Genomic DNA, 25998 nt, shown 5'->3' on the forward strand with positions numbered 1-25998 from the left:
CCTGTTTAGTAGGTGTCTTCATCACTTCTGTATTCTAAAATATCTCCTGGTTGACATTCTAAAGCCTTACAAATCGCCTCTAAAGTTGATAATCGAATCGCCTTTGCTTTGCCATTTTTCAATATAGAAAGGTTAGCCATTGTTATTCCAACCTTTTCCGAGAGTTCTGTTACGCTCATTTTCCTTTTAGCCAGCATCACATCAATATTGATTATAATTGCCATTGTTATCACCTCAGACTATTAAGTCATTTTCCGATTTTATATCAATCGCTTCTTGTAAAAGTCTTTGAAGAACTGCAGCGAATACTGCGATTACCATTGAAGCAAAGATAGGGACCATTCCGATTATTATAAGACCTGGGGCATCGTCTAACTCTGCTACGAGATAAACAAATGGGATAATTACCACATACAAACCACTAATTGTCATTGCACAGAATTTGATATTCTTTAGAGCTTTAACAGACAACTCAGAGAAAGCTTGGTTCTTGTCAATATAGCTTAAAAGTTTAAACGCCTGATACAATGCAATGTAAAACGGGATCGCTGATACATACATACCTATTAAAATGGGATATAGTATATAGGCATAATCTGGATTTGCTGGATTATTAGCTAACCACGGCAGCCCATATATACATAAAGCAAGCACTGGAGTTCCAATAAGAAAAACAGCTATCTTTAAAAAGAGTGTTGAACCATGTTTCATAAAAAGCACCTCACTTATTTATTATAAATTTGATTTTAACATATTTTTATCGTTTTGCAATAAACTTTTATTTTTTATTGTTGTTTTTTTATTGTTATTTTTAGACAAAAAGCATTTCCATTACAAAGAAATGCTTAAAACTTTAAACTATTTAATTTATAACTTGTAACACAATCTGGCCATAAGCATGAAAAAAGAGCACAATTCTTGTTGCAGAATTGTGCCCGGTTGTTGAATAAGGTAAAAGTATTCAAATTTAAAAACATAATTGTTAAATTATTAACTCAGAATATGGCTCAAAAGTTGCATTTAAAAAGTTGCTTTCGTTCTTCCATTCATCCGTTAGTTGATAAGGATAACAATAAAAATTTATTTCCAAATTGTGGTATCTACTTTCTATCTACTACTCGACTAACTATTTCAGTTACGGTAGCTCTACTCATTTTTTCCTTCCCATCTGTTAAAGCATCAAGTGTACCATGAGCAAGAGCTACTGGGATTTTACAAAAATTATAAATCGGGCCTGGTTTAATATCCTTCAAATAGACGTCAGCCAATGCTAGGTTACGTCGTGCGAACATATACATATCTTCTAACTCCCATCCATCGGGAAAGAAATCTACACCTCGTTCTAAATCTTCAGTACGATTGCGTAGAATATTGATAGACTGCAATCCTCGACCAAAAGCAATGGCTAGATCCTTGTCCGTTTCAACATCATCGTACCACTTCCAAATATCTGAGAGCATAACTCCTACCAAACCTGCAACATAGTATGTATATTCATTCAAATCTTCTTCATTCTCAATCCGCCACTCTTTTAAAACCCAGTCCGCCATTCCCTTCGCCATCGTAGATGTGGCATTCGAAATGTTCTCTACAATAGCCGGTGGACAAAGTTTTATCCATTCACCAAATCGTAAGGTAACCTCTGGTAGGAGGGAGTTGTATGGCTGTAATAAAGTCATTAACTCCTCATTATTGTAGGGCTTTTTTAAAAGCAGGCTTATTGAACGTAATAGATTATGTTTGGCTTCCATTTGTAGTTGGGGGTGGTCTTCAATCTCGTCAATAGCTCTCATACATAAGTAGGCGGATGAAACTGCTTCTTGTAATCCAGAAGGTAGTTGACTGATAGGAATAAAGAAGGTCCGACTTGTCGCCATTAACATGTCTATCGCACTTCTATGTAAATTGATTGCTTCACTCATCTGGTATTATCCCCTTTTTTGTTAATATGCTAATCTCTTTAATTTTAATTGTATTATCCCCACTATATCAAATATTTAATAATAAAGTTCTAACACAAAGTTTACGCCCTTGCCATTTACTGATGATGACTAAGAAAAAATGGACAGCTGTAACTGTCTATCGTAGTTCAATTTTTATGCCCGATTGTAGGACGATTAATAATGCAACTTATCCGGCCTACGCTTATTGAACTATAGAGCCCGTTAGCTCAAGAACAAAATGTTATTTATTTGATTTGACTTCCCAACAAAATATCCTTTAATTGGTTAAGACTTTTGACAATATAAGTAGGGTTAAAATGACTTAGTTCATCAAATGAACCATATCCATAAGTTACTCCAATAGAGTCAATACCAGTATTATTTGCACCAATAATATCGTGCTTCCTGTCACCGATCATAATATAGTCTTCTAGTTTATAGTCATTATACTTATCTAGTATGTATTGAATAATTTCAGTTTTTGATGTTCTTGTTCCATCAAGATTACTTCCAACAACAAGGTCAAAATACTGATCAATATTGAAATACTTTAGAATTTGCTCAGAAAATACAGTAGGCTTTGAAGTTGCAACCACTAAAGTAAATTGTTGTTCTTTTAACGATTTTAATAATAATGGAATATCTGTATATAACTCATTCTCAAACATCCCCTTTTCCTTAAACCTTTCCCTATAAAAATCAATCGCTTTTTTTGTATTTACCTCATTAAAATCGTAATAATCAGCAAATGAAACTTGTAGTGGCGGACCAATAAAACACTCAAGTTTATCAATATCCGGCTCAATAATGTCCATTTTCTGTAATGCATACTGAACCGATTTAGTTATACCAACTTTGGGGTCTGAAAGTGTTCCGTCTAAATCAAATAAGATTTTTTTGTATTTGTCCATATTAACCTCCTATCTTTATCTAATACCTCCCTAATTTTATCATAAAAATTTCAAAACATACCAAACTCTTCTTCAACAAAACTACACCGTTAGCCGAATAAGAAAAGTGGTTTCCATTATTCAGCAATCGATCCAGATTGTGGAAAATTCACCAATAAAACAGATGTACTCTTTAAATTTACACAGTCTCCAATGAACTCAACTTTTTTCTCCTATTATCTTAAATGAAAACAAGTAAGTATGACAAATTTTATCATACTGGTTCTTTTTACTCGTATACCGTTAGTCTGTTTTCCTCAATTACATATTGTAAGCGCTATCTGGATAATAATGTCTTGTCTTTATCTTATTTTTGGTATTTTATTTTATACGAATACTAAAAAATTAGAAAAGGAGTTTTTAAAAAAATGAAGAAGAAATTCATATATCCGTTTTTAGCTGTTTCTTTATGCTTTTCATTAGGCTCTTGCTCGGTAAAAACTAAAGAAACACCTGTTTCAAATGAAAGTGAAGGAGAAGAAACTCACAGTATACAGACTGTTCATTGGTCCTATGAAGGGGAAACAGGATCTGAACACTGGGGAGAATTGGACCAAGCGAACTCAGCATGTGTCAACGGAAGTGAACAATCTCCAATTAATATTGAATTCTCACAGGTAATAACCGATGAAAAAATAGAAAACATTCAGATTCAATATGAGCCAACACCTTTTACACTTGTAAACAACGGTCATACCGTGCAGGCTAATGCCACAACAGAAAGCAACAGTATATTAGTTGAAGGAAATAAGTACAAGCTCGCTCAATTTCATTTCCATACTCCGAGTGAACATCAATTTAATGGTCAGAATTTTGATATGGAGCTACACCTTGTACATAAAGACGAGAATGGAAGAATTGCCGTCCTTGGAGTGATGATAAAAGAAGGGGAAAAAAATGAAAAACTTGCATCTATTTGGGATGTATTACCCAAGGAACAAACAGGAGAAGATATTTCCGTAAAAGAACCGATTGATTTACAGGGTATACTTCCTCAAGAACAAACGTCTTTTCATTATAATGGATCGCTAACAACTCCTCCTTGTACAGAAGAGGTGAAATGGGTCATATTTGAGCATCCGATTGAAATGTCTAAAGAACAAATTCAGGCATTCCAGCAAATCTTCCCCGACAACCATCGTCCTGTTCAATCTATAAATGAGCGTGAATTATATGAAACTAAATAAATGATGATTTCATGTATTGATGACCACCTAAATAAAAATAAGTGGTCATTATCTTGTTTCGAAGGAAAATACCTCACAAACTCATATTTTAGGGTAAATAAGAGAATCCATTTTGAAAAAGAGATTGATCAAAATGGTTTCTCATCTAGCAGTTTTAAGTTTCGTTTTATAAAAATGTTTGATCATTTTCAACCTTATTCCGCAATCGCGCTTAGATTGTTGAAGATCAAAGTCTGTTGAAGCTGGCTCGCATTTATTGAACTCTAGCCCCTTTTGTGAATAAGAACTCTATTTTTTTAAATTTTATTTTTTCCACCATTCAGTCCTTCTTGCCACATTTGATAAATGTAAAGGGTTATAGCAATTATTGTCATTATTAAAATCCCTTCAAGAGGCGATAAGTTTCCCGTAGCAGTTGTAATTTTGAGTTTTTTCCATAAAGCCCTGAAACCAAATGAATAGATACAATCTACAATCAGATTAACAATAACATAAAGCCAAAATTTACGAAATGTGAAATAAAATATCCAAATAGTCCCTACCAAAAAAACTCCATAAACAGTATGTATTTGTACTACTTTATCCCACGAAAAAAGAGTCTCCTTGTACTTCCACCAATCATACGTCCAAGCAATTTGATAAATTATTGTGTTTATCACCGTTGCAAATAAAGCAACAGGCATATACCTACGAATAGCCGAATTTTTTAAAAAGAATAAGGAAAGCCATGGTAATAAAAAGAAAGCCCATAAGACGAGTTTTACCATATATGAAGTCTCCTTTTAAATTTATCTTGTTATACCTTTCCCGAAATTCCTTAGACTATCCATTTTATTCAATTATTTATCCCTTTACATAAAAAAGATACGAACGTTATTACACATTCGCGCTTCGTTTTGTTGTAGATCGGTTGCTGCTAATTGTATTCCAAAAACTTAACTAGTTCTTCAAAATGACTAGTTCTATACTTTAATTCTTTATGATCAAATACTATATATTCGGGTGATGTTTCAATTTTTAAAGACGGGTAATTTTTTTGTGCAACTTCTAAAGAAGATGCGTTCAAAATAGAATACACATTATTTATATCTCTTTCTTCAAATTCTGAACCATCCAATTCATCTCCAATAACATAAAGCGAATACTGGTCCTCCTTTTCTGAAAGTAATCCCTTTAAAGATGCTGAATTACATCCAAATAAAGTCATTGTCAAAATTAAAATTAAAGTGCACAATTTAATTTTTTTCATAAAATCTCCTTAAATAAAAATTTAAACCTTTTATATACAGTTAAAAAACATTTCCCCCAAAATACAGTCTTGAATTTATTTAACTCATTAATTCTATAGTATAAGAAGTTAACTTCACATCCTCTTCCTAATTTTAACATAATTTCCTTATTTGTTATGCTACAATCTGGCCCGTTTGCTTAAGAAAGAGATTTGGCTAGAATCTAGTGTTTCATCCCTAAAGACGTGTTAATAACACTTATCTATAGTTCCTATCTTAACAAAAAATCGCCTCAATCCCATTACTGTCAAGGATTTAAGACGTTTTAACTACTCGATTTAGTTGTGTTAATAGATATTTTACACGAGGTTAGAGTATGAGAATAATAGGGAGTTTCCTCCCTCTATTTTAAAACCCGTTCACTATTATAAATAATTGGATAAGCGTTCATTTTAGTTATAAATAATGTAAAATTAGATCTTCAAGACTCGCGCCGATAACGGAAGAACGCTCCAATAAATACTGTTGCAGTTATATTCAAGAAAATTCACCAATCCTTGAATAGAAATTATTTAAGAAATAAATGTATGACCATCTTTGTATTTGAATAAATGGCTTCCTTCTTTCCTCAATAGAACTGGTAAGTATTGAGCAACCATTTCCGCGATTCCAAGATTATGAGGATTGAGTATCCAATCAATAGACTTACATTCTAGAATACCTTCACGTGTCTTTAGGGGTGTGTCATATGTAAAATCGTCATCAACTTCCTACAAATAAACATATATTCCATCAAGTTCACCATTGGTAGTTTCCCAGGTTATAGTACCTTTAGAAAAAAAGTCTTCTAATTTTATGCCTGTTTCCCCAAATACTTCACGTAATGCACCTTTATCAGATGATTCATATTTCTCTACTTTACCGCCTACTCCGTTCCAAACGCCCATAATGGGAGCTTTTTCCCGATTAAGCATTAGTATTCTATTTTTTTTCACAAAGCAAACTGTGTATTTAAACCTTATATAAATAGGCACCTCTTTATCTAAATTGTCAATTAATTATAGCCCCTATAAAAGAAATCTCCAATAGTCAAACAGTTTAATTTCTAAAAGCCTTCAGGATCTATCTTTTAGAAAAAGGACAATATTAAATAAATCCTCTATATGAATCCAACTAAACATTTGGTTACCCGAACCCTGAACTCCTTCCAGTCCTAACCTAACTAAGTTTTTGTAAGGAATCATAACTCCACCACCTGTACCTAATACAATTGCAATTCTCAAGGCAACTTGCCTAGTATTAGGAGGATGAAATAAAAAAAATGAACGTTCCCACTCCTCAGCCACGTTAACTGATTTACAACGTTTACTATTCGGTTCTTAGCTTCTTTACTAGACTCTCCTCCTTTAAATTCCAACTCCAAATCATCGAATGTTGCTTTAAGTTTTTCAAGCCAGTCGGATAAATCCGTTGTACTAAGTGTGGAGGAGCGCTACTACGTGAAAAATTAGTTGCTTTAGCCTCAAAACGACTTATAATCGTTGCAGATGATACTAAATTAGTAGATACATTAGGTAAGTTTCGTTTATCGATTGAAGTAGTCTCTTTTGCATGGCAACATACTCACTCCAATATTAGGCTTAAAACTATACAGACCAATATAACCATACATAAACTGTAGTAATTACACAGAAGGAAGATGATAACATGCTAAAATTCTTTAGCGCTAGATTGAAAGGAGATAACGAAGTCCCTCCGGTTGAAACTGATGCTTTTGGTATTGCAAAATTTGTGGCAAATAAAACAAGAACTAAATTAAAGTTTTCCCTTGAAGTTAGAAATATTAAAAATTTTATTCAGGCGCACATCCACTTTGGTAAACGTGGAGTAAATGGCCCCGTCGTAGTTTTCCTATTTGGGGCCAACCTCGAAACCCTTGAGGAACAAAATGGTATCACGACTCAGAGAGGAATAGTTACTGGCACTATCACTGATGATGACATTGTACCAAATGAGGTCGGAATAGATTCTGTAGAAGATTTAATAAATTTTATGGAACAGGAGCTAACGTATGTAAATGCTCATACTGAACAAAATCCCGCAGGGGAGATTAGAGGTCAAATTGTACCACTTTAATTCTCACACTATTAATCAGTAAAAAAGAGCGTCAAACTTGGCGCTCTTTACTTTTTCAAACGCTATTCTATTCTTTAGTCCTCACTAATTCGTTCCAAACCTTTTAGTTGCTCTGATGCGAGCACGCTCAGCTTCGACCTCGCGATTACGAGGCTCGGCAATGGTTTCCAGCGTGTTCAATAGATTCCTAGAAACCATTGCTATCTCATTGACTGCACGATTAAAAGCCTCCTCGTTCGCCTTTGAGGGCTTGTTATAGCCCGTTATCTTTCTGACGTACTGAAGAGATGCTGCATGAATCTCTTCATCGGTAGCTGGTGGGTCGAAATTAAATAATGTTCTAATGTTTCGGCACATAAGTTACTCCTTTTGTTTTCATTATGGGGTACAGTCAACATTCGTACTTCCTGTTAATGTCTCAAGGTATCATAAATCGAATAATCTACTTCTCCTGAAATATTTGCCATACCATTTTCACACAACTCCATAGCCATCAAATTCTCCTCAGAAGGTGGAAGATTTTTCTTGGAGGCATATATTCCAAATTCAGTTGATATTCTAAATCCAAAGCGTTGATAGTAACGATAATCTCCTTCAACAATTATTCCCTTATATCCCATTTTAGCAGCTAATTTAATTCCTTCCTGCAACATATACTTACCAACACCCTGACGTTGATGATTTATTGCTACTGAAACTGGTGATAGCATCAATATCTCATTTTCATACTTATTACTAATTGGAAGTTTTGAAAGGATAAAGTGTCCTATAATCGCACCTTCTTCCTCAACAACTAAATCAAGCTGGGGAATGTAATAGTGTTTTTCTCGGATCTCTCTTACTAAAGCTTTTTCAGCTACTCCGTCCGAATAATCGGTATTTTTGAATATCTCATATACAAAGTCTTCAATAACACTATATTCTTCTTTATTAACTAATCTTATTTTCATTATTACACCTCCAATGTGCAATTACAATTTTACTAAGAAAAAACCACTCTTACAGAATTACGCCCTTTAATGGAATAACTGGATAGCTTGTATGATTTAGATAAAAATGTAATAAACTTTAAGATTCATTTTGTCAAGTTCTGCACTTTCAGGATAATTATCGAAGAGCCCCAATGATTTCTTCCGATGATTGATTAATCTTATTTATATCGATATTATCCAACAGACTATCTGATAAGTTATATTTCTTTTTTAAGTGTAAAATTCTTTCAACGCTTTCATCTATTCTCTTTTTGCTTATAGTCCCGTCTTTTACTGCGTTAGTCAAACTGCTGACAGCTTTCATTTTATTTTCATAGCCGTGGGATACCAAGACAATGTCGTTTCCTGATTGAACGGCTCTTACAGAAGCTTCTCCAATATCATAATTTTCCAGAATAGCCCCCATTGTCATGTCGTCTGTGATCACTACCCCATCAAAGTTCAATTCTTCTCTTAAGATGTCCGTGATCACATTTTTGGATAAAGAGGAAGGATAGTCGCGGTCAATTTCAGGCAACAATATATGTGCGACCATCGTCATATCTGCTTGTTGATTAAAAGCATGTTGAAACGGCACCAATTCCAATTGTCGGAGCCTTTCTGTACCATGATTCACAATCGGTAAACCTAAATGGGAATCCACATCTGTATCCCCATGACCCGGAAAATGCTTTACGACCGGAATGATATTTTTGGATTGGATGCCCTTCATTTCTTCGATTCCCATCTTTGAAACAATTTCCTTATTATCTCCAAAAGCCCTTTTTCCAATTACTGGGTTGTCTGGATTGCTGTTAATATCCAGAACAGGTGCCATCGTCATATTAAAGCCAAAGGAACTTACCCTTTCACCAATGGCTTCCCCGACCCGGTAGGCAAGTGCTGCATTATTTGCATCTCCTATATCTTTACTGTCCGGTAGGTTCATGATTTCAGGTGGCATTCTTGATACTAAGCCTCCTTCTTCATCTACAGAAATAAGGATCGGAGTATCGTGTGTGCCGGAATTTATTTCTTTTATTTTATTATTCAGATCCAATAATTGTTGAGCACCTAAAATATTTTTCTTAAATAATATGACGCCTCCAACATGATAATCTTCTATTAATTTTCTAGTTTCATCATTGACCTGAGTATCTTCTAATCCAAACATAAGCATTTGGCCAATTTTTTCCTCTATCGACATAGAATCCATTATTTCTTTTATCGGATCCGTTACTGCATCAGGCGGAGATTCTTCAGAATTATTTTCTTCCATGTAATGTTTGGAAGCTTGCTTACATCCGATTAGAACTAGTATCATAATAAAAGTGAAAATAAAAAGTAACCGGTACCATTTTTTCATATTATTCATAATTACCTCTCTTATTCCAGGAAAGCATCCTTTAACGAAACAAAGAAAAAATTATATTAAATGGTATTATGGAATATTAAAGTTTTAATAGGGTATGGAAACGATTCAAGTAATGTGGGGCCACTATGGAAAATATTCATAGTGATCCCCAGTCATGTAGTGTTCCTGTTGTAGTTTCTAACAATTTCCATTTCTTTTTTTTTAGGGTATGGATAGTGTATCACTCAACAAGCTGATCCTCAATAAAACGCATCCTCTTAATTACGTTTCCTTCCTTATTTTTATCATAAACATTGAATTCTTTTTGTGGTTCAGCATCTGACCAAATTATATATGCAATTAGATCATTCTTATGATGTTCTAGCCGATCTGTATTCATGTAACTTTCATCAGGCTGCCAGTCTCTTGGCAAATCCTCACTTTCCCTATATAAGGACATATCAAAAATCCTGTTTTTGCCTTCTATTACTTTCATTTCTTCTTCAACTGGATGATCCTTACTGTATTTTTCAATTAATTCTTTCAATTGTATTAAATCTTTCGGTGGATTTAGAATCATATAGTGCTTTTTAACAGTCACCACTTCATCATCCTTTTTACCAAAGATCTCTTCTGTATTGTCAATTTCGAAAATCTTTGTTTCCCCACTTGACTCCTCATTCTTTTTACATCCAATTAAGTTTAATGAAATTAAGAATATACCAATCATTAAAACTATAATTTTTAAATTACCTTTATTCACTCAATTCCCCCTCGAATGGTATATCCATTTCCATTACAGTAACAAAGGGCTTATATTCCCCATCATATTCATTATAATGCTGTAAGACAAACCAGGAACGGAATCCTGCTAAATTGACATACATCTTCTCAACATCTGGCTGATCTAACCCAAAATGATCATATAAACGAACATGCATGACACCTTTGAAGTGATTGTTCTCTACTGAAAAATCTTTTACGGATACTGTATTCCCCCAAGTATCATTTACTGTAATTGTAAGTCCTCCTATTCTATCACTCCAAGTGCTAAACGTCGGGTAACTAGCATTTCTCTGTATAAAATTATAAAATTCATTAGTTTCCTTTGTACTTTTATCAAACTGAAGTGCTCCCAAATTACCTCCATTTTTCTTTAGCTCATCAACTAAGGCATTTTTGACAAATTCAACATAGTCTTTTGTTGTCTCATGCTCACTCGCTTTTTTAGTTAAAGTCTGATTGCTATACTCTGTTGCAGTTCCATCCTCAAAATGATCAATCATATCTAAAACAACATCTTCCATATCTCCCGTAGAAAATATGCTTGTTGACATTGTCTCGAACTCATCAAAGAGAATACCTGGGAAATAAGATTCAAGTAATTGGAAATTGAACATCCAGCTAATGTCAGTCATTTCATCTCCAGTATAATCATTTGTTTTCATATCATTCGCTACATTTCCATTTTCATCATGGCCTTCTGGTCTATCTGATTGATGAATTATTAAATTGGATAAATCAGAGTACAACGGTCTCGAATCCTCATTATCAAAAATTCCATCTCCATCACTATCTTTTTGGTCAGGATAACTAGTTGGAAAGAAACCTTCAAAATGAATAGTAATTCCAAAAATTTCTATCGTGAATGTTTTGAATGGACCCATTTCTTGCCCATCGGTTAATCCATCTCCATCACTATCTTTCTTGGTAGGATCTGCGTAAATTATACCGTATGGTGTTTTCATTCCTTCAATTTCATAGATGTCGTATAAGCCATCACCATCTGAATCTTTTGTATCTATCCCTCCATCACCTGAATCATCGCTAGAGACAATGTCATTCAACTTATCGCTGCTTGCAGCTTGATCGTTCTCTTCACCTGTTTTCGTTGCAATATTTTGAAACAGCGTTTCATTTACACCATCCGTACTTGAGTAGTCTATTTCCCTACTCCAAAGCTCCAACCATTTTGTCTTATCAACAACCAGATATTCACCAAAGTGAGTAGTTTCCACACTTATTGTATTTTTACTTGGATTTAACACAGCGTTAAGGCTTTCAAACATTTCCTCGTCTTCATTGTACCAAACGATGGCTAGATCATCTTCCAACGTGTCTCCTAGCTTCGCTTCATCATAAGTAAACTTAATGCTTGCTTTCTCAAATTCTGATTGCGTATTGATGCTTACAGGAGAACCAATAATACCGTGTAAATTAGTTGTTTTAATATTTACGTTGTTTGTGCTGTTAATTCTAGTCGTTTTATTAATGTTATCCTTTGCACTAAACCCAACTTCTACGCTTTTAATTTCTGATTTATCAGGCTGAATCAATGATTTACTAATCGATTGTTTATAGAGTTCTTGTGAATCCTCGATTTCGTCATTGTTGCTGTCTGCAGCATTCGGATTTGTCTTTAAAGCATATTCATCTCCATCACTTAACCCATCGTTATCTGTATCATACTTATTAGGTAATGAATCGAACTGATGTACTTCAAATCCGTCAGTTAAACCATCTTGGTCTGAATCTTCCTTAATCAAATTTGTTTGATAAGCTTGCTCGTCTTTATTACTCAGGTCGTCTTCATCGATATCTTCATCTGCATCACTTATGCCATTACGATCTGAATCATATTTTGTCGGGGAAATAAATGATATAACCTCATATTCAATATTGTCCTGCAATCCATCACCATCAGTATCCTTTTTAAATGGATTTATTCCCTCTAGGAATTCTATTCCATCTGTTATAGTGTCACCATCCGTGTCAGAGGTAGATTCAAAGAATTCTGTGTTAAATAAATAGCCTGCTTTTTCAAGTCCGAATAACACTTGTTTATATGCATTTTGATAGGATTTTGATGCAGGGATAGCTAGATCTTTTTCTAGAAACTCATTAGCTTTTTCAGACATTTTCACAGCGTTATTCAAATGAGCTTTTAGTTTATTTCCTTTGTGATCTGCTTGATCGGAGATATCCTTTAAGATGCCGATAGCATTTTTATTGACAATTTTATCCGATAAATAAAAATTAAAGAGTATATCTGCAAGTAATACCTCAGTTGCTTCATTAAAATCGTTTTTTGTTACATACCCCCATAGACATATGGTTAACGTATGTTTGATTTTCAAGAGCTGATCACTTTTAAGTACCACCTCTTGTATGTACTCCTCTTGAACAGCTTGTTCATATTGGTTAATCAATTGTTGAAGTACATCAAATTCATTCATATCTTTTTGTTTAAAGTCTCCGGTTTCATCAATTTCCGCTATCAGTTTAGAATCAAACTTAGCATTAGTTTCTTTTATGACTGTCACGAAACGCTTTAATTCATTTATTGCAATCTGATCATAGATTTTTGCAATTCTGGTGTCCTCATAGAATTCATATTCACTTAACCACTGTTTTACATTTTGCTCACTAGAATTCTTCTGTTTTCCTTGATTAGCCTCGTTATTTCCCTTTGCAACCACCGCTTGCCCAGATCCGCCGAAAATCATTGCAAAGATCAATAAAAAACTCAACATACTTTTTACTTTATTTTTCATCGTGATAATCTCCTCTATAAAAATATTAATATAACCTATCTACGATATCGTGGTTCCCACCCAAAGAAATATTGTCAAAATCCTTGAGCTAATGTCATTAAATCAACCCCTTTGACAAGTGTTATTTTTCTAATAGCAACTAGTGGGTACCTACCAAAAGTACAAAATAGGAATATATTACAAACAATACGAATACTGAATTTTCTAAAAATTTTTAAATCAGAAAGACACCTAATTTTTTAGTGTCTTGTCTTTTTAAATTTACCGAACATAAATAAATCTTTGACCAATATATTTTCGGTCTGTAAACCAATGAATGGATTCCGTTTCGCTCCCCAACCGTTTATATGAAACGTGTCAGGGGATGATGCTTTTTGGTCCTTAGACTGTGGCGAAAATGCAAAAACATTGAAAAGCATAAAATAAACGGTAACAGTTATTTCTTATAGTTCCTTGGGGGATAAATTCATTTTTTCTCCTTTCCTCCCTAAACTAAAATTTCTTGAACCAAATTTTAGTTTATTATGTAAATCTCTGGGATGTAAGGTAAAAACCTCCTGATAATTTAATTATTTTTATCATACTTATGAATCAATTGATCTTTATTTAGAGATTGAACCTATATATACAGTCATTTTGGGAAAATTGTACGTTAAGCATTATATTTAAAGCTAAAAAGCCGGATTCCTGTATCCTAAGGAAGGCCGGCTTTCATATATCATATCTATAACACTCTTTGACTATCATGTCCCGTTGTTGAATACATAGTTTTTTTGAATCTCTCTTAACATTTACAAATCATCAACATGTTCCCCATCTGGATCTTTAAAATTGGCTGTTTTCGCAAACTTTGTTGCTTTTAAAATAGTATTGGGTTGGTTGATTGCAGCGAGAGGATGCTCGCTTTCCGTGGGGCGGGCGATGAGCCTCCCTCTAGAAATGTTGGTATATCAACGCTTAAAACTGTTTTAATAGACAGAAAAAAAATTTTCACTTACTGATTTTCACTACAGATTATCATCAATTTCCAAAAGTTCAAAATATTGTTATTCTGAGGTTACGCTTCGCTAGAGTTAATTGGAAATGATTAACTCTAAGTGCTTATATGATGCACTTCGGATCTCTGCGAATCTTATGATGACGTACCCTCCCATGTCTCTTGGCGTCTAACGCGTACATTCCTTCGTTCGGTCTATTCATAAGGCAGAGGCTGGCTATGCTCCTCGAGGGACTCTTAGTCTAATGGCTCATTTCGTGCCAACTTCTCCGTGTCATCCTATTGTCTAGATTACAAACTAGGAAGTTGCTTAGGCTGCCTCTTTGAGGCAATGGAGATCTGTTAACATATGATTTACATTAAAGTGCACTCGTTTTGTACACAAAGCGTGTAGAATTTTTAGTAATTTCCCGCATAAAACAACCATGGCTTCTTTCTTCTTTAATGGATTGACAGTACGAGTCGTATAGTAATGGTACAAAGATTTAAACGCTATGTTGTGTTGAATTATAGGGAGGATGACTCTAAATAATATAGCCCGTAACTTCCTCCTACCTCTTTTGGAAATTTTCTTTTGACCTTTGTGTTGGCCAGAAGAGTTTTCTCTAAGCGTGAGCCCCGCTAATTTAATTAATTGGCGTGGGTGCTGATATTGCCTAAGAGAACCTATCTCAGAGAGTAGTTCAACAACAGTATTTTCGCCTAAACCAGGAATAGATAAAATATACTCATAGTCTGTCAATTGTTGAGCGAGGTCATTTAACCTTGATGATAAGACCTCCAGTTGGTTTGAAAGAGCTTTGTACTGAGAAAGTAATGTATCCATTTCAAATCGGGCCATTTCTAGCCCCTCAGTTAAACCAATGGACTGACCGGCTATTGATTTTAGCTTTTGTATTTTAGAAACGGAAAGACACTTTATTCCTTCAACCCTTTTGTAAAGTGAGATAAGTTCTTCATCATTTTTCCCATCAAAATCGATTGGCAAAGGTGTCACCTCGAGAACAGCGCATGCGTTTTTACCGAAGCTTTTGAATACATGATGGAACTCAGGGAAATAAAGATCTGTCCACCGAATCATTCGATTCTTAAGTGATACGATGTCTTCCTGCATTTTAGTCCGAAAACTCGCCCCATTACGAAGTTCGGCTTCTGTCCCTTCTAAAATTCGTGTATAGTTGAACCGGCCATCGCGGATTAAAGAAGCGATAACGCGAGCGTCCTTTTGATCATTCTTAGTTTGAAGGTTATCATCTAATTCCTTCGTTCTATTCACATGCATAGGGTTAACCATGACAAATTGAATATTATTTTCGACTAAATAAGCAGCTAAGTTCATCCAATAATGCCCTGTGGGCTCAAAGCCGACTAAGACATCTGTCTTTTCATGTGATTCTAGTAGAGAATGAATCATATTGTGTAGTTGCTCAAACCCATCAAGGGATTGTATGAACGGAAACGGTTTTTGCAAAATTCGTCCACGATCATCGATAGCGCATGCGTAATGTTTTTTCTTCGCAATGTCTATTCCAATAACAAGTGTTTTTTCAGATACTTGATTAATTTTGGTATTCATATTACTATTCATCATATGGTCCTCCTGTATGGTGATGAGTCAATTTAGTCGTTGATACTCAAGCATCATACAAGAGGACTTTTTGTTTTGCAAGAAGCCTTAAGGATATTAAACAGGAATGCTCCTCAGCGCGAAGCGCCTGCGGGGTCTCATCTGTCCCGCTACTCCCACAGGAGTCTCGCATATCCGTTCCAATCACCCTAATCAGTTTTGTTCAAAAACAACAATCTTTTAGAAAAGAGCCTTAAAATTAAACCAATGGCCATTCTCTATATCTGTAATAAGTTCAACTACACTTATATGAAATGGTAAGCCTCATCTATATCGTCAGTGTTAAAATGGATTTAACTTGAACTTGGAAGAAGTTTCAATTACAAAAAGTATATCTAAGTAATTTTGAACAAATATTATAACTATTGAAAATCAAAAGGAGGTGTCTACAATGAACGCACAACGAGCACAAGAAATTGCTTCTTCGCCAATTATGGCTAATGTAACTTATAATGGAGATAGTATTTACATTGAGCATGTGGATAAACAAAATGGAATAGCTACAATCCATTCCCTTGATGAACCAAATAATAAACAAAGTGTTTCTGTAACAAGCTTAAATGAGCAGTAATTTCACAAGTGTTTCTCAATAAGAAACCTCCACCTTTGGGTGGTGGTTTCATGTTTGATTAAATTTAGTTGAAATCTGCTTTAACTATTCATCCCCTTTTTCTTAACAAAAAAAAATCTCCTTCTCACAAATTCTTTTCGATAAACTGGTTCAATTCAATAAGAACGCCTTAACGGTGATAACTAGGTAACAGCCTTTCGATTTCCTTCTTTCTAGAGTAAGACGATTAATCATTTTGTAAACACTACCTCCGCTAAATTACAATTAGGGAAAGCATTATAAATAGAGAAAAAAAGATGTCCCAAAAGCTGGCTCTTTTAGGACATCCTTGATAGTATCTTCAATTTATCGCTGTCACAACTTACATTGTACTGATATCAATCACGAATCGATACTTTACATCTGAAGCTAAGACACGTTCATAGGCTTCGTCAATTTGATCAGCTGAAATTATTTCAATATTAGGAGCAATATTATGTTTTGCACAGAACTCCAACATCTCTTGAGTCTCACGAATGCCTCCAATCATTGAACCTGCAAATGAACGACGATGACCGATGAGAGAGAACACATTTACTGCCAATGGCTCTGCAGGGGCACCAACATTTACTAGAGTACCATCTAGCGTTAACAGTGAGAGATATGCACTAATATCGATTTTTGCACTTACCGTGTTTATGATCAGGTCAAAAGTACCAGCAAGTTTATTAAATGTCTCAGAATCACTTGTAGCATAGTAGTTGTCTGCGCCGAATTGCAAACCATCTTCCTTTTTATTCAATGTTTGTGACAGGACGGTAACTTCTGCTCCCATGGCGTGTGCAATCTTGACAGCCATATGACCAAGACCTCCCAAACCAACAACCGCAACTTTCTTACCTGGACCAGCTCCCCAATGGTTTAATGGTGAATATGTCGTAATACCTGCGCAAAGTAATGGTGCTGCGACGTCAAGTTCAATATTGTCAGGAATTCTGACAACAAAATCCTCAGTTACGACAATATGGGTAGAATAGCCACCTTGTGTAGGCTCACCATATTTGTCAACACCAGCATATGTAGGAACATTTCCTTTGAGACAGTATTGTTCTTCCCCTTTAATGCAGTTGTCACATTTTCCACATGAGTCAACCATACATCCGACCCCTACTCGGTCACCGACTTTATACTTTGTCACCTCAGCTCCAACATCTGTGACAACTCCAGCGATCTCGTGTCCAGGTACAAGAGGATAATTCACGGGACCCCATTCACCGTGAGCAGTATGGATGTCAGAGTGACATATGCCTGCATATTTAATTTCAATTAGAACATCATGTAAATCAAGATCACGTCTTTTAATTTCAGCAACTCGGAACGGCTTGTCTGGACCGTCGACTGCTCGCGCTTTAGCTGTTGTCATTTGTTTAACCTCCAATATAATTCGTTCTTTCAAGAGAATTGAGTCGGGATCAGGTATAAATACTTAACTTCCCTTTGATTCTTTTCTTTCATTTTCTCTTGCAAAACTAGAATAATCCCTATAGTTAACTCTAGGTCAAGCATTAAGTTTGTACAGGATACGACACAAACCAAAAAAATGAATTCTTTAGACTTTTACATTAAGCAAACAAAATGATAAAATTTTATCAAAACATAGAGTTAACTCGAAGTCTATATCGAGAAAAAGGAGGTAAATTAATATGACATATTCTATAAGCGAAGTTGCAAAAGAATTAAATCTCACAGTGTATGCCTTACGTTACTACGATAAGGAGGGCCTAATGCCTTTTGTAGAGCGTAGCCCTAGTGGAACCAGATTATTTAAAGAATCCGATATTGAAGCATTAAAAATTATTCAATGTCTAAAATCTACCGGGATGCCTATTAAGGAAATTAAAGGTTTCATTGAATGGTGTTCTGAGGGCGATTCCACTTTGCAGCAAAGATATGACTTGTTTTTGGAGCGAAAAGCTACAGTAGAAGCACAGTTAGAAGAACTGAATAAAACAATGGAACTCATAAATCATAAATGCAACTATTACATGACCGCCTTGGACGCAGGAACGGAAGATATTCATAAGAATAACAAAATAGGGAATTTTTAACTAACTGAAAAACCACCTGCCCTTCATAATTGTTGATCTGAAGGACAGGTGGTTTGTTTTATGATAAGAATCCCTGAAGAAGGAAAGCCATTTAAGGTCGCTGTCATTGAGTCTTATCTGTTTAATTGTTTCACTTTTATAGGCTTATTTTCCCTGCTAAGTTTGATGATTTCCCCGATAATACTGATTGCAATTTCTTCTGTTGTTTCCGAGCCAATTTCCAATCCGATTGGAGAATGGATCTGCTCCAACTGTTCTTGTGTGACTCCTTCACTTTTTAATTTTTCAAATATGTTTATGACCTTTCGCTTGCTGGCGACCATCCCAATATATGCAATCGGAAATTGTAGTGCCATTTTTAATGCGATATCATCACGATCTTTTGTAACAATTACCACGTAAGACTTTTCATTGAGGTTGGCTGCAAGCATTGCCTCTCCAATATCCTCATTCACAAAAAGGTTGGACGCATTAGGAAAACGTTCCTTCGTACAGTAACCAATCCGATCATCGACAATACAATAAGGATATTCAAGAAAATCAGCAAGCTTTGCTAACGCATAGCCTAAATGACCGGCACCAGCCAGAACGAGTTCAGGCCTGCTTGTATAGACTTCAATAAACACCCGCAACGTTCCGCCACAATTCATTTGAATCCCGTCTTTTGCATGTTTATTCAGTTTGTATTCAACGATTTTTGATTGACCCTTTTCGAGCGCCTTTACACTCTCTTCGATAATATAGTGTTCAGCCAAGCCCCCTCCGACAGTTCCTTCAATCGTACCATCACGGTATACAATCATTTTTCCAACATGGCTGGGAGTCGAGCCTTTCGATTCAATAATCATGGCTAAAGCAAAGGTGTCGTTTTGACGTGTCAGCTTGGCCACTTTTTCCATCAACAGCATGAATAGCTCCCCTTTTTTTAAAATTAATTCGATTGATATTGCTTCATGCAAAGAAAATAACGTAAAAGATTTAAGGCGACTGTTTTTCTGTATAAAGCGGTAGAGCGCTGATCGTCGATTGGTTTTATGATCTTATCGAAAGCTGCCACAATCTGAGCGATGTCTGCATCTGCTAATGGTATGGTCAATCCAAGCAACTTCTTTTCAATATCAATGGAACGAACCATAGTAGGCCCGACAGCCCCGAATGCAAAGCGAACATCTTTTATTCGAAAACCATTTAACCGGATATATCCTGCAAACGATACTTTGGCAATTGCATCTGCGTTGCGGTTGCCGACTTTCTCAAAAACGACATGAGAACCTTCTTCTAATACGGATGGCAATATAATTTCAATCAACATTTCATTGTGATGACGTTGAACCCTTCGTGGACCTTGAATAAAATCACTAATAGCTACTACACGATCACCATTAACGGAGCGCAGCAAAAGTTTTGTGTTGTATACATATAATAATGGCAGTGTGTCCCCAGCTGGAGAAGCGTTGCAAATATTTCCGCCCAATGTCCCTCTGTTTCTAATGGCCGGTGCCGCAATCGTTTTAATTGCGTTCTTTAATGGGATTGGAATAAGCGGGTCTTCAAGTAACTCGCTATAGGTACAGCAGGTACCGATGTGGAGATCCTTATGATTTTGATACACCCGCTTTAGCTCAGAAAAGTGATCAATAAAAACAACCGGCTTAGGAATTTTTGGTGGGACTCCCCTTCGACTTTTGTGAAGGACCATGACATCGGTGCCACCGGCAATGATCGTACAGTCTTCTTGATTCAATTGGCTCAAAGTTTGGTCTAAACAATCGAAGCGATACGTAGTTATTTTCTCTGCCATATGCCGTCCCCTTTTTTAGCTGCCAGGTTAATTGCATCAACAATCATATTGTAGCCCGTACATCGGCACAGATTTCCGGAAATACCTTCACGAATCTCAACCTCTGAAGGATGAGGATTTTTGGATAATAAATCTGCACTTGCCATGACCATTCCAGGAATGCAAAAACCGCATTGTACTCCTCCGGCAGTGGAATAGCTCTCATCTAAAATCTTAAATTTTTCCGTTTCCATGATCCCTTCAATCGTTTGAATATCAGCTCCATCAATCGAGCCAATTGGAATAAGGCAGCTGTTTTGCAGGAGGTTATTCACAAAAACACTGCAGGCTCCACATTCTCCTTCACCGCAGCCTTCCTTTGTTCCGATTAACTCAAACTCATCTCTTACTAAATCTAGTAATCTTTCTGTGGCAGGGGCGTCAGTTTCAACGGTTCTTCCATTAAGCGTAAATTTAATCAACCTCTTCACCTTCTCTCATCCAAAGACTTTCAATAATGACTTCTGGTGTAATTGGGATTTGCTGAAAAGAAGTTTGCAGTGCATCCTCAATCGCAGCTTGGACTGCTGGAGCGCCGCCGATCAAAGTCAATTCTCCTGCCCCTTTTGCCCCGTATGGACCATCAGCATAGGGATTATCAAATACCTTACTGCCGATTGAAACAACGTCCAATGAAGTCGGGGGCCCATAATCTGATATGCTTTTTTGTTGGATTTTCCCTTGCTTTGACGTCATCTTTTCTAGATAACCGTACGCTAATCCTTGAGCTAAACCCCCGTCAATCTGGCCTTTCATAATCCGTTCATCGATGACCTTTCCAACTTCATAATTGCCGTATACTTTTTCCAACTTTACATTTCCTGTTAATCGATCAACTTCTACTTCAACGAAATTAACGCCCCATGAATAAGCCGGGTAGGCATCACCCGTGAATGTCGTTTCGTCCCAAGGAATCATTTCACGGTGAACATAGTTCTCAACTATTTCTTGTTCCACTCCTATTTGCCACTGATTTTTAAGTTTTTTTGCGGCACGTTCAAGCAATTTTCCCACGATCATTGTCGTCCTGGAGGCTACTGTCGGACCGGAGTCGGGAACCTCTTTTGTATCGGGATAAGGATACAAAATTTCTTCGTACGGGAGGTCTAGTTCTTTGGCGACAATTTTACAAAGCGTCGTCAAAATGCCTTGTCCTATATCTGAATTTGAAATTTTTAGCGATACCTTATCGTCCTTTGATTTAATCAGCTTCACCGTTGCTTTAATATGATCTCTTTCACCACTCCCTGTAAATCCACATCCGTGGAGGAAAAGCGAAGTTCCTATGCCTTTTTTATAGCGCTGATTTTGCTGATTGAAACGCTGAAACTGCTCTTTTTTCTTCTTGTAATCTGACACGTTGAGTAGGTCCTCAACCATTTCTTCCATTAATATTGGGTCTCGGAATTTTCCTTTTGTAATAGTGGGGTCTCCTTGTTTAACGAGAAATTTAAGTTTATATTCAAGTGATTCGATGTTTGCCAGTTTACTAAGATGTCCAATATGACTTTCGATTCCGGCAAAGCTTTGTGGAGCACCAAAGCCTCTAAAGGCACCGTTCGGTACTGTATTGGTTTTTAAAACATAACCTTTTGCATGAAAATGCGGAATTTTATAAACACCCGCACTGTTTATTAATGCACGTTGCAGCACGACAGAGCTCAATCCAACATTCGCTCCTCCATCAAGAAAAATGTCAACACACATGCTCAAAATATTTCCTTCCTTATCAATGGCTGTTCGATATTTTAGTTTGGCAGGATGCCTTTTCGTCGTAACCACCATATCCTCAGATCGATCGAACACGAGCATCACCGATTTTTTGACTGCTTTAGCAGCAACGGCTACGTGACACGCCATCATTGAAGGATAATCTTCTTTGCCGCCAAAACCTCCGCCGGTAGGACTTTGAACAACTCTGACTTCATCATCACCACATGCTAAAGCGCTTAGCAATGCATTTTTTATATAATAAAGACATTGCATCGATCCCTGGACAATAATTTCATCATCCTTATAAATGGCGAGCATTCCTTGTGGCTCAAGGTACACATGCTCCTGATAGCCCGTATCATATTCTTCTTCGATGATTTGATGAGCTCCCTGCTCAATTGCTGAAATATTCGCTAAGCTCTCTCCAAATTCATAACTTGCCATACACGTGGATGTTGATTTTTGTTTGATTGCTTCTTCCAATGTATAAATAGCCTGATGTTCTTCAAATTCAATCTTCACTTCATCTAACAAACTGTACAAGATATTCAGATCTTTTCCAACGAGCATGAGAATCGGCTCACCAATATAATTGACCCACTCATTGGCAAAAATGGGCTGATCTTCTTTGATAATTTTGACATAATTCGGTCCGGTGATATGCTCTGCACCAACAGCTTCATAATTATCCGGAAGAATTGGTAATTGAATAGATATGATTTTCCCATAAGCAATTGGCGACCGATATAAAACACCATAAACCATCTTCTCTACTTTCACGTCACTAATATAGGGCAACTGGCCAGATACTTTACCTTTATGGTCCTTTTTGGGCACAGAGGTGCTTATGTCTTTTAGATTCATTGCAACAACACCCTTCGACTCATTTTTTAATAGACATATGATTAATAGAAACCTCTTCCTACGATTTTATATATAAGAATGATATTTTATGATTAATTTCATTCAACAATATCGTTTTTTTATTTATTTCAAATTTAATTACAGTGAAAAATATGCGAAAGGTATAAAAAAACAGCCATATCCAGAAGGAATGCCTGTAATCAATATTTGACTATCGTACCCTTTGTAGAATAAGAATCTTTGTTCAATATTACTTATTTACGATAATTCTTTTATTTACCAAGCGTCCATTGTATTATGCTCTGAACCATCTAGTGCTCTTTCAAGTTGATGGAAACCTAATTTGATGTAAAGGAGATTAGCTGCTTGGAGCTTTTTGATTGTTTCTAAGTAACCGTATGTTTAGTGTTCCTTCGCAAAGCAAAAATATATAATTATGTGTCATACATTACCGTCTTCATCAATTAAATTCACCTAGCGAAAATGATAATAATCAATGGCTTTTTGGTAATCATCCAGCGTATCAACATCCATAATTACTCCTGGGTCATCTACATTTACGTATTCCTTTTCGAAACCTCCCAGGACCTCACGCAAACTACTTTCTGGGTTGGTATCGAGAATTTTCTGTTTCACTTCGCTTGATAATTTGATGGGATGACCACCTTTATAATTAAAGCTGGGAATAACTACATTCCCTTTGTATTTTGAAATTAGCTGAACGGTCTCTTTTTTAACAAGTGGACAATCTCCTGGTGTTATAAAGAAGGCTGGGGCATTTATTTCTTTACAGCCTCTTTGAATGGAAGTAAACATCCCCTGGTTAAAGTTTTCATTATAAACAACCTTTACCTGAAATGAGTAGGCATTTTTATTGCATACTTTTGCCATTTCCTCTTGAATGAGTTCCATTTTAAAGCCAGCTACAACGATTACTCTGCTGCATAATCCTTCAAATTTAGAAATCGTTTGCTCCAACACGGTCATTTGCCCCAGTTGCAAAGTCATTTTAAATGCATTCGCTCGGCTTGAATATCCAGCAGCTAAGACGATGGCTTCCATTTTTATCACCCTAATCTATCGTATAATCTTAATCATCTATTCGTCTTGTCACTTTTATACCCAAATCGTTTACATTCCCATACAGAGAAATCTCAAACTTTGTTTCACTAATGGTGATATGTTCATTTTGAACGACATTATAACAATGTCCACACCAGACATTTCTTATCTTATTTGATAATCTTTATGATCTATCATTCATTAATAGACCTTTACGCCTCACTTGCTTTTTAACATTTCGAAGGTATCACAAAAATAGCCACTAGAAAGTTTCTAGTGGCCAACACCAATTGTAGAAGTCACATAACTAGATAATAAGAGGGTACTTGTCGTCTCCATACCTATTAACTATAGCAAGAGTATCTATTCTTATATACTCACCTATTTGATTCAACAAATAGGTCAAGAAAGAAGAAAAGTGAGTTTTTTAGCATCATAAACGTTAACAAGAAATCATCCTGCTACTTAATCATACACATCTCCCCTTTTTCATCAAAAGCGAGCTTTAAGTCAAACGCAAAAAGAGTGGGGCCATTTTGAATATAATAGTTGTATCTCTTGAAAGCCTCCTCCCATGAAACATCCTCCACATTCTCTGTCCACCACACTACATATGAAAGATGTTTCTCTTGATCTGGCTCCATCCATCTGTTCCTATTTCGCAATGCTTGGCTATGCTTACCTGAATAGGTAAAACGATATAACGATTGTAGGCTTTTCCATATCGTTAATGTCTGAACAGGGTAACCTTTCCCTTTAGCTTCTTCAGGGAAAGACACTCCATCTGATGAAAACTCCTCTACAAGATGTCCTGATACATATGCCTGACGCATTACTTTATATCCCATTTCATAAAACTCACGAGATTTAGGGTGGTCATAGGGGTGATTTAGCTTACCAACAGTATAAATTGAAACTAAAGCCATAAACAGCCCTCCATTTACAGTATATACCTAGGTATATTCAAATTAGATGGGATCTTATAACTTCTATTTATCAAGTACAAAAGCGTAATCAGCCTTAAGAGTAAGAAAAAAACGATCGTCAACAAGTACAATCACTCCTGTATCTGTCTCAGACCTTCCTTACAATGTGTTAGAAACTGTACAGACTGTATACAAATTCGATCTGGCGCTAAATACAAGATCGCGTCAAGTTGAGGGTAAGTCGAATGATAAAAATATGGGATGTTGATTTTCCCCCAAAAAATAAAATAGAGCCGAATGAAAGACCACTCGGCTCTATTTTATTTAATCTTGTCCTATTTTCAATGCTTCTTCCGCATTTTTGAGGTCTTGAGAAACTTGTTCTTTGATATCGTATGCATGGTACATCTCTTTTTCTATCATGTATTGGGCAATTTTATCATGCAGGTCTATCGCAGTTTCGAGTTCACTTTTTAATACTTTTTTAATTTCTGGTGTTGCTGTCTCTGTAATAGCCACCGCCAATGATCTTACACCGGATTTGGCAGACAGCAGCAGGTCGGTTGCAATTGTCTGATCATCAATAATATCTTTAAGAGTATTTAATTTTTCTGTTTTAGTAGTCATATATATCCTCCCTTTATGCTTTTTCTAAAATTTTTGATAGTTTTTTGACCGCATTAGTGGAAGCTTCGACATCTTCTTCTAATATCTTCTTTAAATCTTTATCTTCTACAAGCTCTAACATAGCTGTGCCTTTCTTTACACAGGACGTTTTAAATAACAATACTTCATGTACTTCTAATTTTTCATGCATAGCAATGTCCTTTGTAGCCATAGATAAATCCCTCCAATTTTTATTAATCCTTCTGTTTGGATAAGTACCCGATTCCCTTATAAGTAAACATATATTGAAAAAATGAAAAACGTTCCCTACAATGTGTAAGAAACGGGATTATTTACGCTTTTAAATCTTAATCAGACACG

The 25998-nt window shown here is 35.9% G+C and carries 27 protein-coding genes and 1 pseudogene; 5 read left to right on the forward strand and 23 right to left on the reverse strand.

Annotated features, from left to right (window positions below; translation table 11 throughout):
• Positions 1-5: 5 nt before the first annotated feature.
• The 4 genes from HUW50_RS23310 to HUW50_RS23325 all read right to left on the reverse strand — a co-directional run bounded on the left by HUW50_RS23310 (position 6) and on the right by HUW50_RS23325 (position 2854).
• A complete protein-coding gene (locus HUW50_RS23310; RefSeq protein ID WP_066338987.1) occupies positions 6-224 on the reverse strand; it encodes a helix-turn-helix domain-containing protein in 219 nt (72 codons plus the stop codon).
• A 10-nt stretch (positions 225-234) separates the two neighbouring features.
• The gene (locus tag HUW50_RS23315; RefSeq protein WP_066338991.1) at positions 235-711 is read right to left on the reverse strand and encodes a DUF2975 domain-containing protein; all 477 of its coding nucleotides are present in this window, start codon (positions 709-711) and stop codon (positions 235-237) included.
• Between the two features lie 389 nt (positions 712-1100).
• Positions 1101-1922: a squalene/phytoene synthase family protein gene (locus tag HUW50_RS23320; RefSeq protein WP_066338995.1), complete on the reverse strand. Its 822-nt coding sequence runs from the start codon at positions 1920-1922 to the stop codon at positions 1101-1103.
• 266 nt (positions 1923-2188) lie between these two features.
• On the reverse strand, positions 2189-2854 hold the full coding sequence (locus tag HUW50_RS23325; protein WP_066338999.1) for an HAD family hydrolase: 666 nt from the start codon (positions 2852-2854) through the stop codon (positions 2189-2191).
• A 407-nt stretch (positions 2855-3261) separates the two neighbouring features.
• Between HUW50_RS23325 and HUW50_RS23330 the strand changes: the two genes are divergently transcribed.
• Complete coding sequence (locus HUW50_RS23330; protein WP_066339003.1) at positions 3262-4080, forward strand: carbonic anhydrase; 819 nt, start codon at positions 3262-3264, stop codon at positions 4078-4080.
• A 296-nt stretch (positions 4081-4376) separates the two neighbouring features.
• Here HUW50_RS23330 and HUW50_RS23335 read toward each other — a convergent pair whose 3' ends face one another.
• The 4 genes and pseudogenes from HUW50_RS23335 to HUW50_RS27280 all read right to left on the reverse strand — a co-directional run.
• A complete protein-coding gene (locus HUW50_RS23335) occupies positions 4377-4847 on the reverse strand; it encodes a hypothetical protein (RefSeq protein WP_185653394.1) in 471 nt (156 codons plus the stop codon).
• Between the two features lie 149 nt (positions 4848-4996).
• Entirely contained in the window at positions 4997-5329 is a 333-nt protein-coding gene (locus tag HUW50_RS23340; protein WP_066339007.1) for a hypothetical protein, read from the reverse strand.
• Positions 5330-6079: 750 nt separating this feature from the next.
• The gene (locus HUW50_RS27275) at positions 6080-6343 is read right to left on the reverse strand and encodes an NUDIX domain-containing protein (protein WP_311774007.1); all 264 of its coding nucleotides are present in this window, start codon (positions 6341-6343) and stop codon (positions 6080-6082) included.
• A gap of 87 nt (positions 6344-6430) precedes the next feature.
• Positions 6431-6664: pseudogene (locus HUW50_RS27280) on the reverse strand (epimerase); the annotation flags it as partial.
• A 182-nt stretch (positions 6665-6846) separates the two neighbouring features.
• Between HUW50_RS27280 and HUW50_RS23350 the strand changes: the two are divergent.
• Both HUW50_RS23350 and HUW50_RS23355 read left to right on the forward strand, forming a co-directional pair.
• Entirely contained in the window at positions 6847-6990 is a 144-nt protein-coding gene (locus HUW50_RS23350; protein WP_396652655.1) for a ribose-5-phosphate isomerase A, read from the forward strand.
• A 26-nt stretch (positions 6991-7016) separates the two neighbouring features.
• Entirely contained in the window at positions 7017-7445 is a 429-nt protein-coding gene (locus tag HUW50_RS23355; RefSeq protein ID WP_185653395.1) for a CHRD domain-containing protein, read from the forward strand.
• 84 nt (positions 7446-7529) lie between these two features.
• Here the strand turns inward: HUW50_RS23355 and HUW50_RS23360 are convergent, their stop codons facing one another.
• From HUW50_RS23360 to HUW50_RS23385, 6 genes are all read right to left on the reverse strand, one after another.
• On the reverse strand, positions 7530-7802 hold the full coding sequence (locus HUW50_RS23360; RefSeq protein WP_066339012.1) for a DUF2277 domain-containing protein: 273 nt from the start codon (positions 7800-7802) through the stop codon (positions 7530-7532).
• A 53-nt stretch (positions 7803-7855) separates the two neighbouring features.
• Positions 7856-8395, reverse strand: coding sequence for a GNAT family N-acetyltransferase (locus HUW50_RS23365; protein WP_185653396.1), 540 nt, complete (start codon positions 8393-8395; stop codon positions 7856-7858).
• A gap of 157 nt (positions 8396-8552) precedes the next feature.
• Positions 8553-9791 (reverse strand): beta-N-acetylhexosaminidase, encoded by a 1239-nt coding sequence (gene nagZ, locus HUW50_RS23370; RefSeq protein WP_066339021.1) that lies wholly within the window; start codon positions 9789-9791, stop codon positions 8553-8555.
• Between the two features lie 220 nt (positions 9792-10011).
• A complete protein-coding gene (locus tag HUW50_RS23375; RefSeq protein ID WP_066339024.1) occupies positions 10012-10533 on the reverse strand; it encodes a hypothetical protein in 522 nt (173 codons plus the stop codon).
• The gene (locus HUW50_RS23380; RefSeq protein WP_185653397.1) at positions 10526-13324 is read right to left on the reverse strand and encodes a DUF3289 family protein; all 2799 of its coding nucleotides are present in this window, start codon (positions 13322-13324) and stop codon (positions 10526-10528) included. The genes HUW50_RS23375 and HUW50_RS23380 overlap by 8 nt, the downstream gene beginning before the upstream one ends.
• Positions 13325-14631: 1307 nt before the next feature.
• Complete coding sequence (locus HUW50_RS23385) at positions 14632-15909, reverse strand: IS110 family RNA-guided transposase (protein ID WP_185654056.1); 1278 nt, start codon at positions 15907-15909, stop codon at positions 14632-14634.
• Between the two features lie 430 nt (positions 15910-16339).
• Here HUW50_RS23385 and HUW50_RS23390 point away from each other — a divergent pair, with 430 nt between their 5' ends.
• Positions 16340-16519 (forward strand): small acid-soluble spore protein H, encoded by a 180-nt coding sequence (locus HUW50_RS23390; RefSeq protein ID WP_066339030.1) that lies wholly within the window; start codon positions 16340-16342, stop codon positions 16517-16519.
• Between the two features lie 361 nt (positions 16520-16880).
• On the opposite strand, the gene HUW50_RS23395 is transcribed toward HUW50_RS23390, so the two are convergent.
• Positions 16881-17921 (reverse strand): NAD(P)-dependent alcohol dehydrogenase, encoded by a 1041-nt coding sequence (locus HUW50_RS23395; protein ID WP_066339033.1) that lies wholly within the window; start codon positions 17919-17921, stop codon positions 16881-16883.
• A 280-nt stretch (positions 17922-18201) separates the two neighbouring features.
• Here HUW50_RS23395 and HUW50_RS23400 point away from each other — a divergent pair, with 280 nt between their 5' ends.
• Complete coding sequence (locus HUW50_RS23400) at positions 18202-18606, forward strand: MerR family transcriptional regulator (RefSeq protein ID WP_066339035.1); 405 nt, start codon at positions 18202-18204, stop codon at positions 18604-18606.
• A gap of 113 nt (positions 18607-18719) precedes the next feature.
• Here HUW50_RS23400 and HUW50_RS23405 read toward each other — a convergent pair whose 3' ends face one another.
• The 8 genes from HUW50_RS23405 to HUW50_RS23440 form a co-directional block, all read right to left on the reverse strand.
• A complete protein-coding gene (locus HUW50_RS23405) occupies positions 18720-19514 on the reverse strand; it encodes an XdhC family protein (RefSeq protein WP_066339037.1) in 795 nt (264 codons plus the stop codon).
• A 23-nt stretch (positions 19515-19537) separates the two neighbouring features.
• Positions 19538-20407 (reverse strand): FAD binding domain-containing protein, encoded by an 870-nt coding sequence (locus HUW50_RS23410; protein WP_066339039.1) that lies wholly within the window; start codon positions 20405-20407, stop codon positions 19538-19540.
• Positions 20392-20868 carry a (2Fe-2S)-binding protein gene (locus HUW50_RS23415; protein ID WP_066339042.1) on the reverse strand — a complete coding sequence of 159 codons (477 nt, stop codon included), beginning with the start codon at positions 20866-20868 and terminating at the stop codon, positions 20392-20394. The genes HUW50_RS23410 and HUW50_RS23415 overlap by 16 nt, the downstream gene beginning before the upstream one ends.
• On the reverse strand, positions 20861-23023 hold the full coding sequence (locus tag HUW50_RS23420; protein WP_185653398.1) for a xanthine dehydrogenase family protein molybdopterin-binding subunit: 2163 nt from the start codon (positions 23021-23023) through the stop codon (positions 20861-20863). The genes HUW50_RS23415 and HUW50_RS23420 overlap by 8 nt, the downstream gene beginning before the upstream one ends.
• A gap of 474 nt (positions 23024-23497) precedes the next feature.
• Positions 23498-24085 (reverse strand): nucleotidyltransferase family protein, encoded by a 588-nt coding sequence (locus HUW50_RS23425; protein ID WP_083964780.1) that lies wholly within the window; start codon positions 24083-24085, stop codon positions 23498-23500.
• A 461-nt stretch (positions 24086-24546) separates the two neighbouring features.
• The gene (locus HUW50_RS23430; RefSeq protein ID WP_066339048.1) at positions 24547-25011 is read right to left on the reverse strand and encodes a DUF3291 domain-containing protein; all 465 of its coding nucleotides are present in this window, start codon (positions 25009-25011) and stop codon (positions 24547-24549) included.
• 324 nt (positions 25012-25335) lie between these two features.
• Positions 25336-25638 carry a spore coat protein gene (locus HUW50_RS23435; protein WP_066339057.1) on the reverse strand — a complete coding sequence of 101 codons (303 nt, stop codon included), beginning with the start codon at positions 25636-25638 and terminating at the stop codon, positions 25336-25338.
• Between the two features lie 13 nt (positions 25639-25651).
• Entirely contained in the window at positions 25652-25849 is a 198-nt protein-coding gene (locus HUW50_RS23440) for a spore coat protein (protein WP_066339062.1), read from the reverse strand.
• Between the last annotated feature and the right edge of the window lie 149 nt (positions 25850-25998).

It is taken from the genome of Metabacillus sp. KUDC1714 (assembly GCF_014217835.1).
Classification (GTDB): Bacteria; Bacillota; Bacilli; order Bacillales; family Bacillaceae; genus Metabacillus; species Metabacillus rhizosphaerae.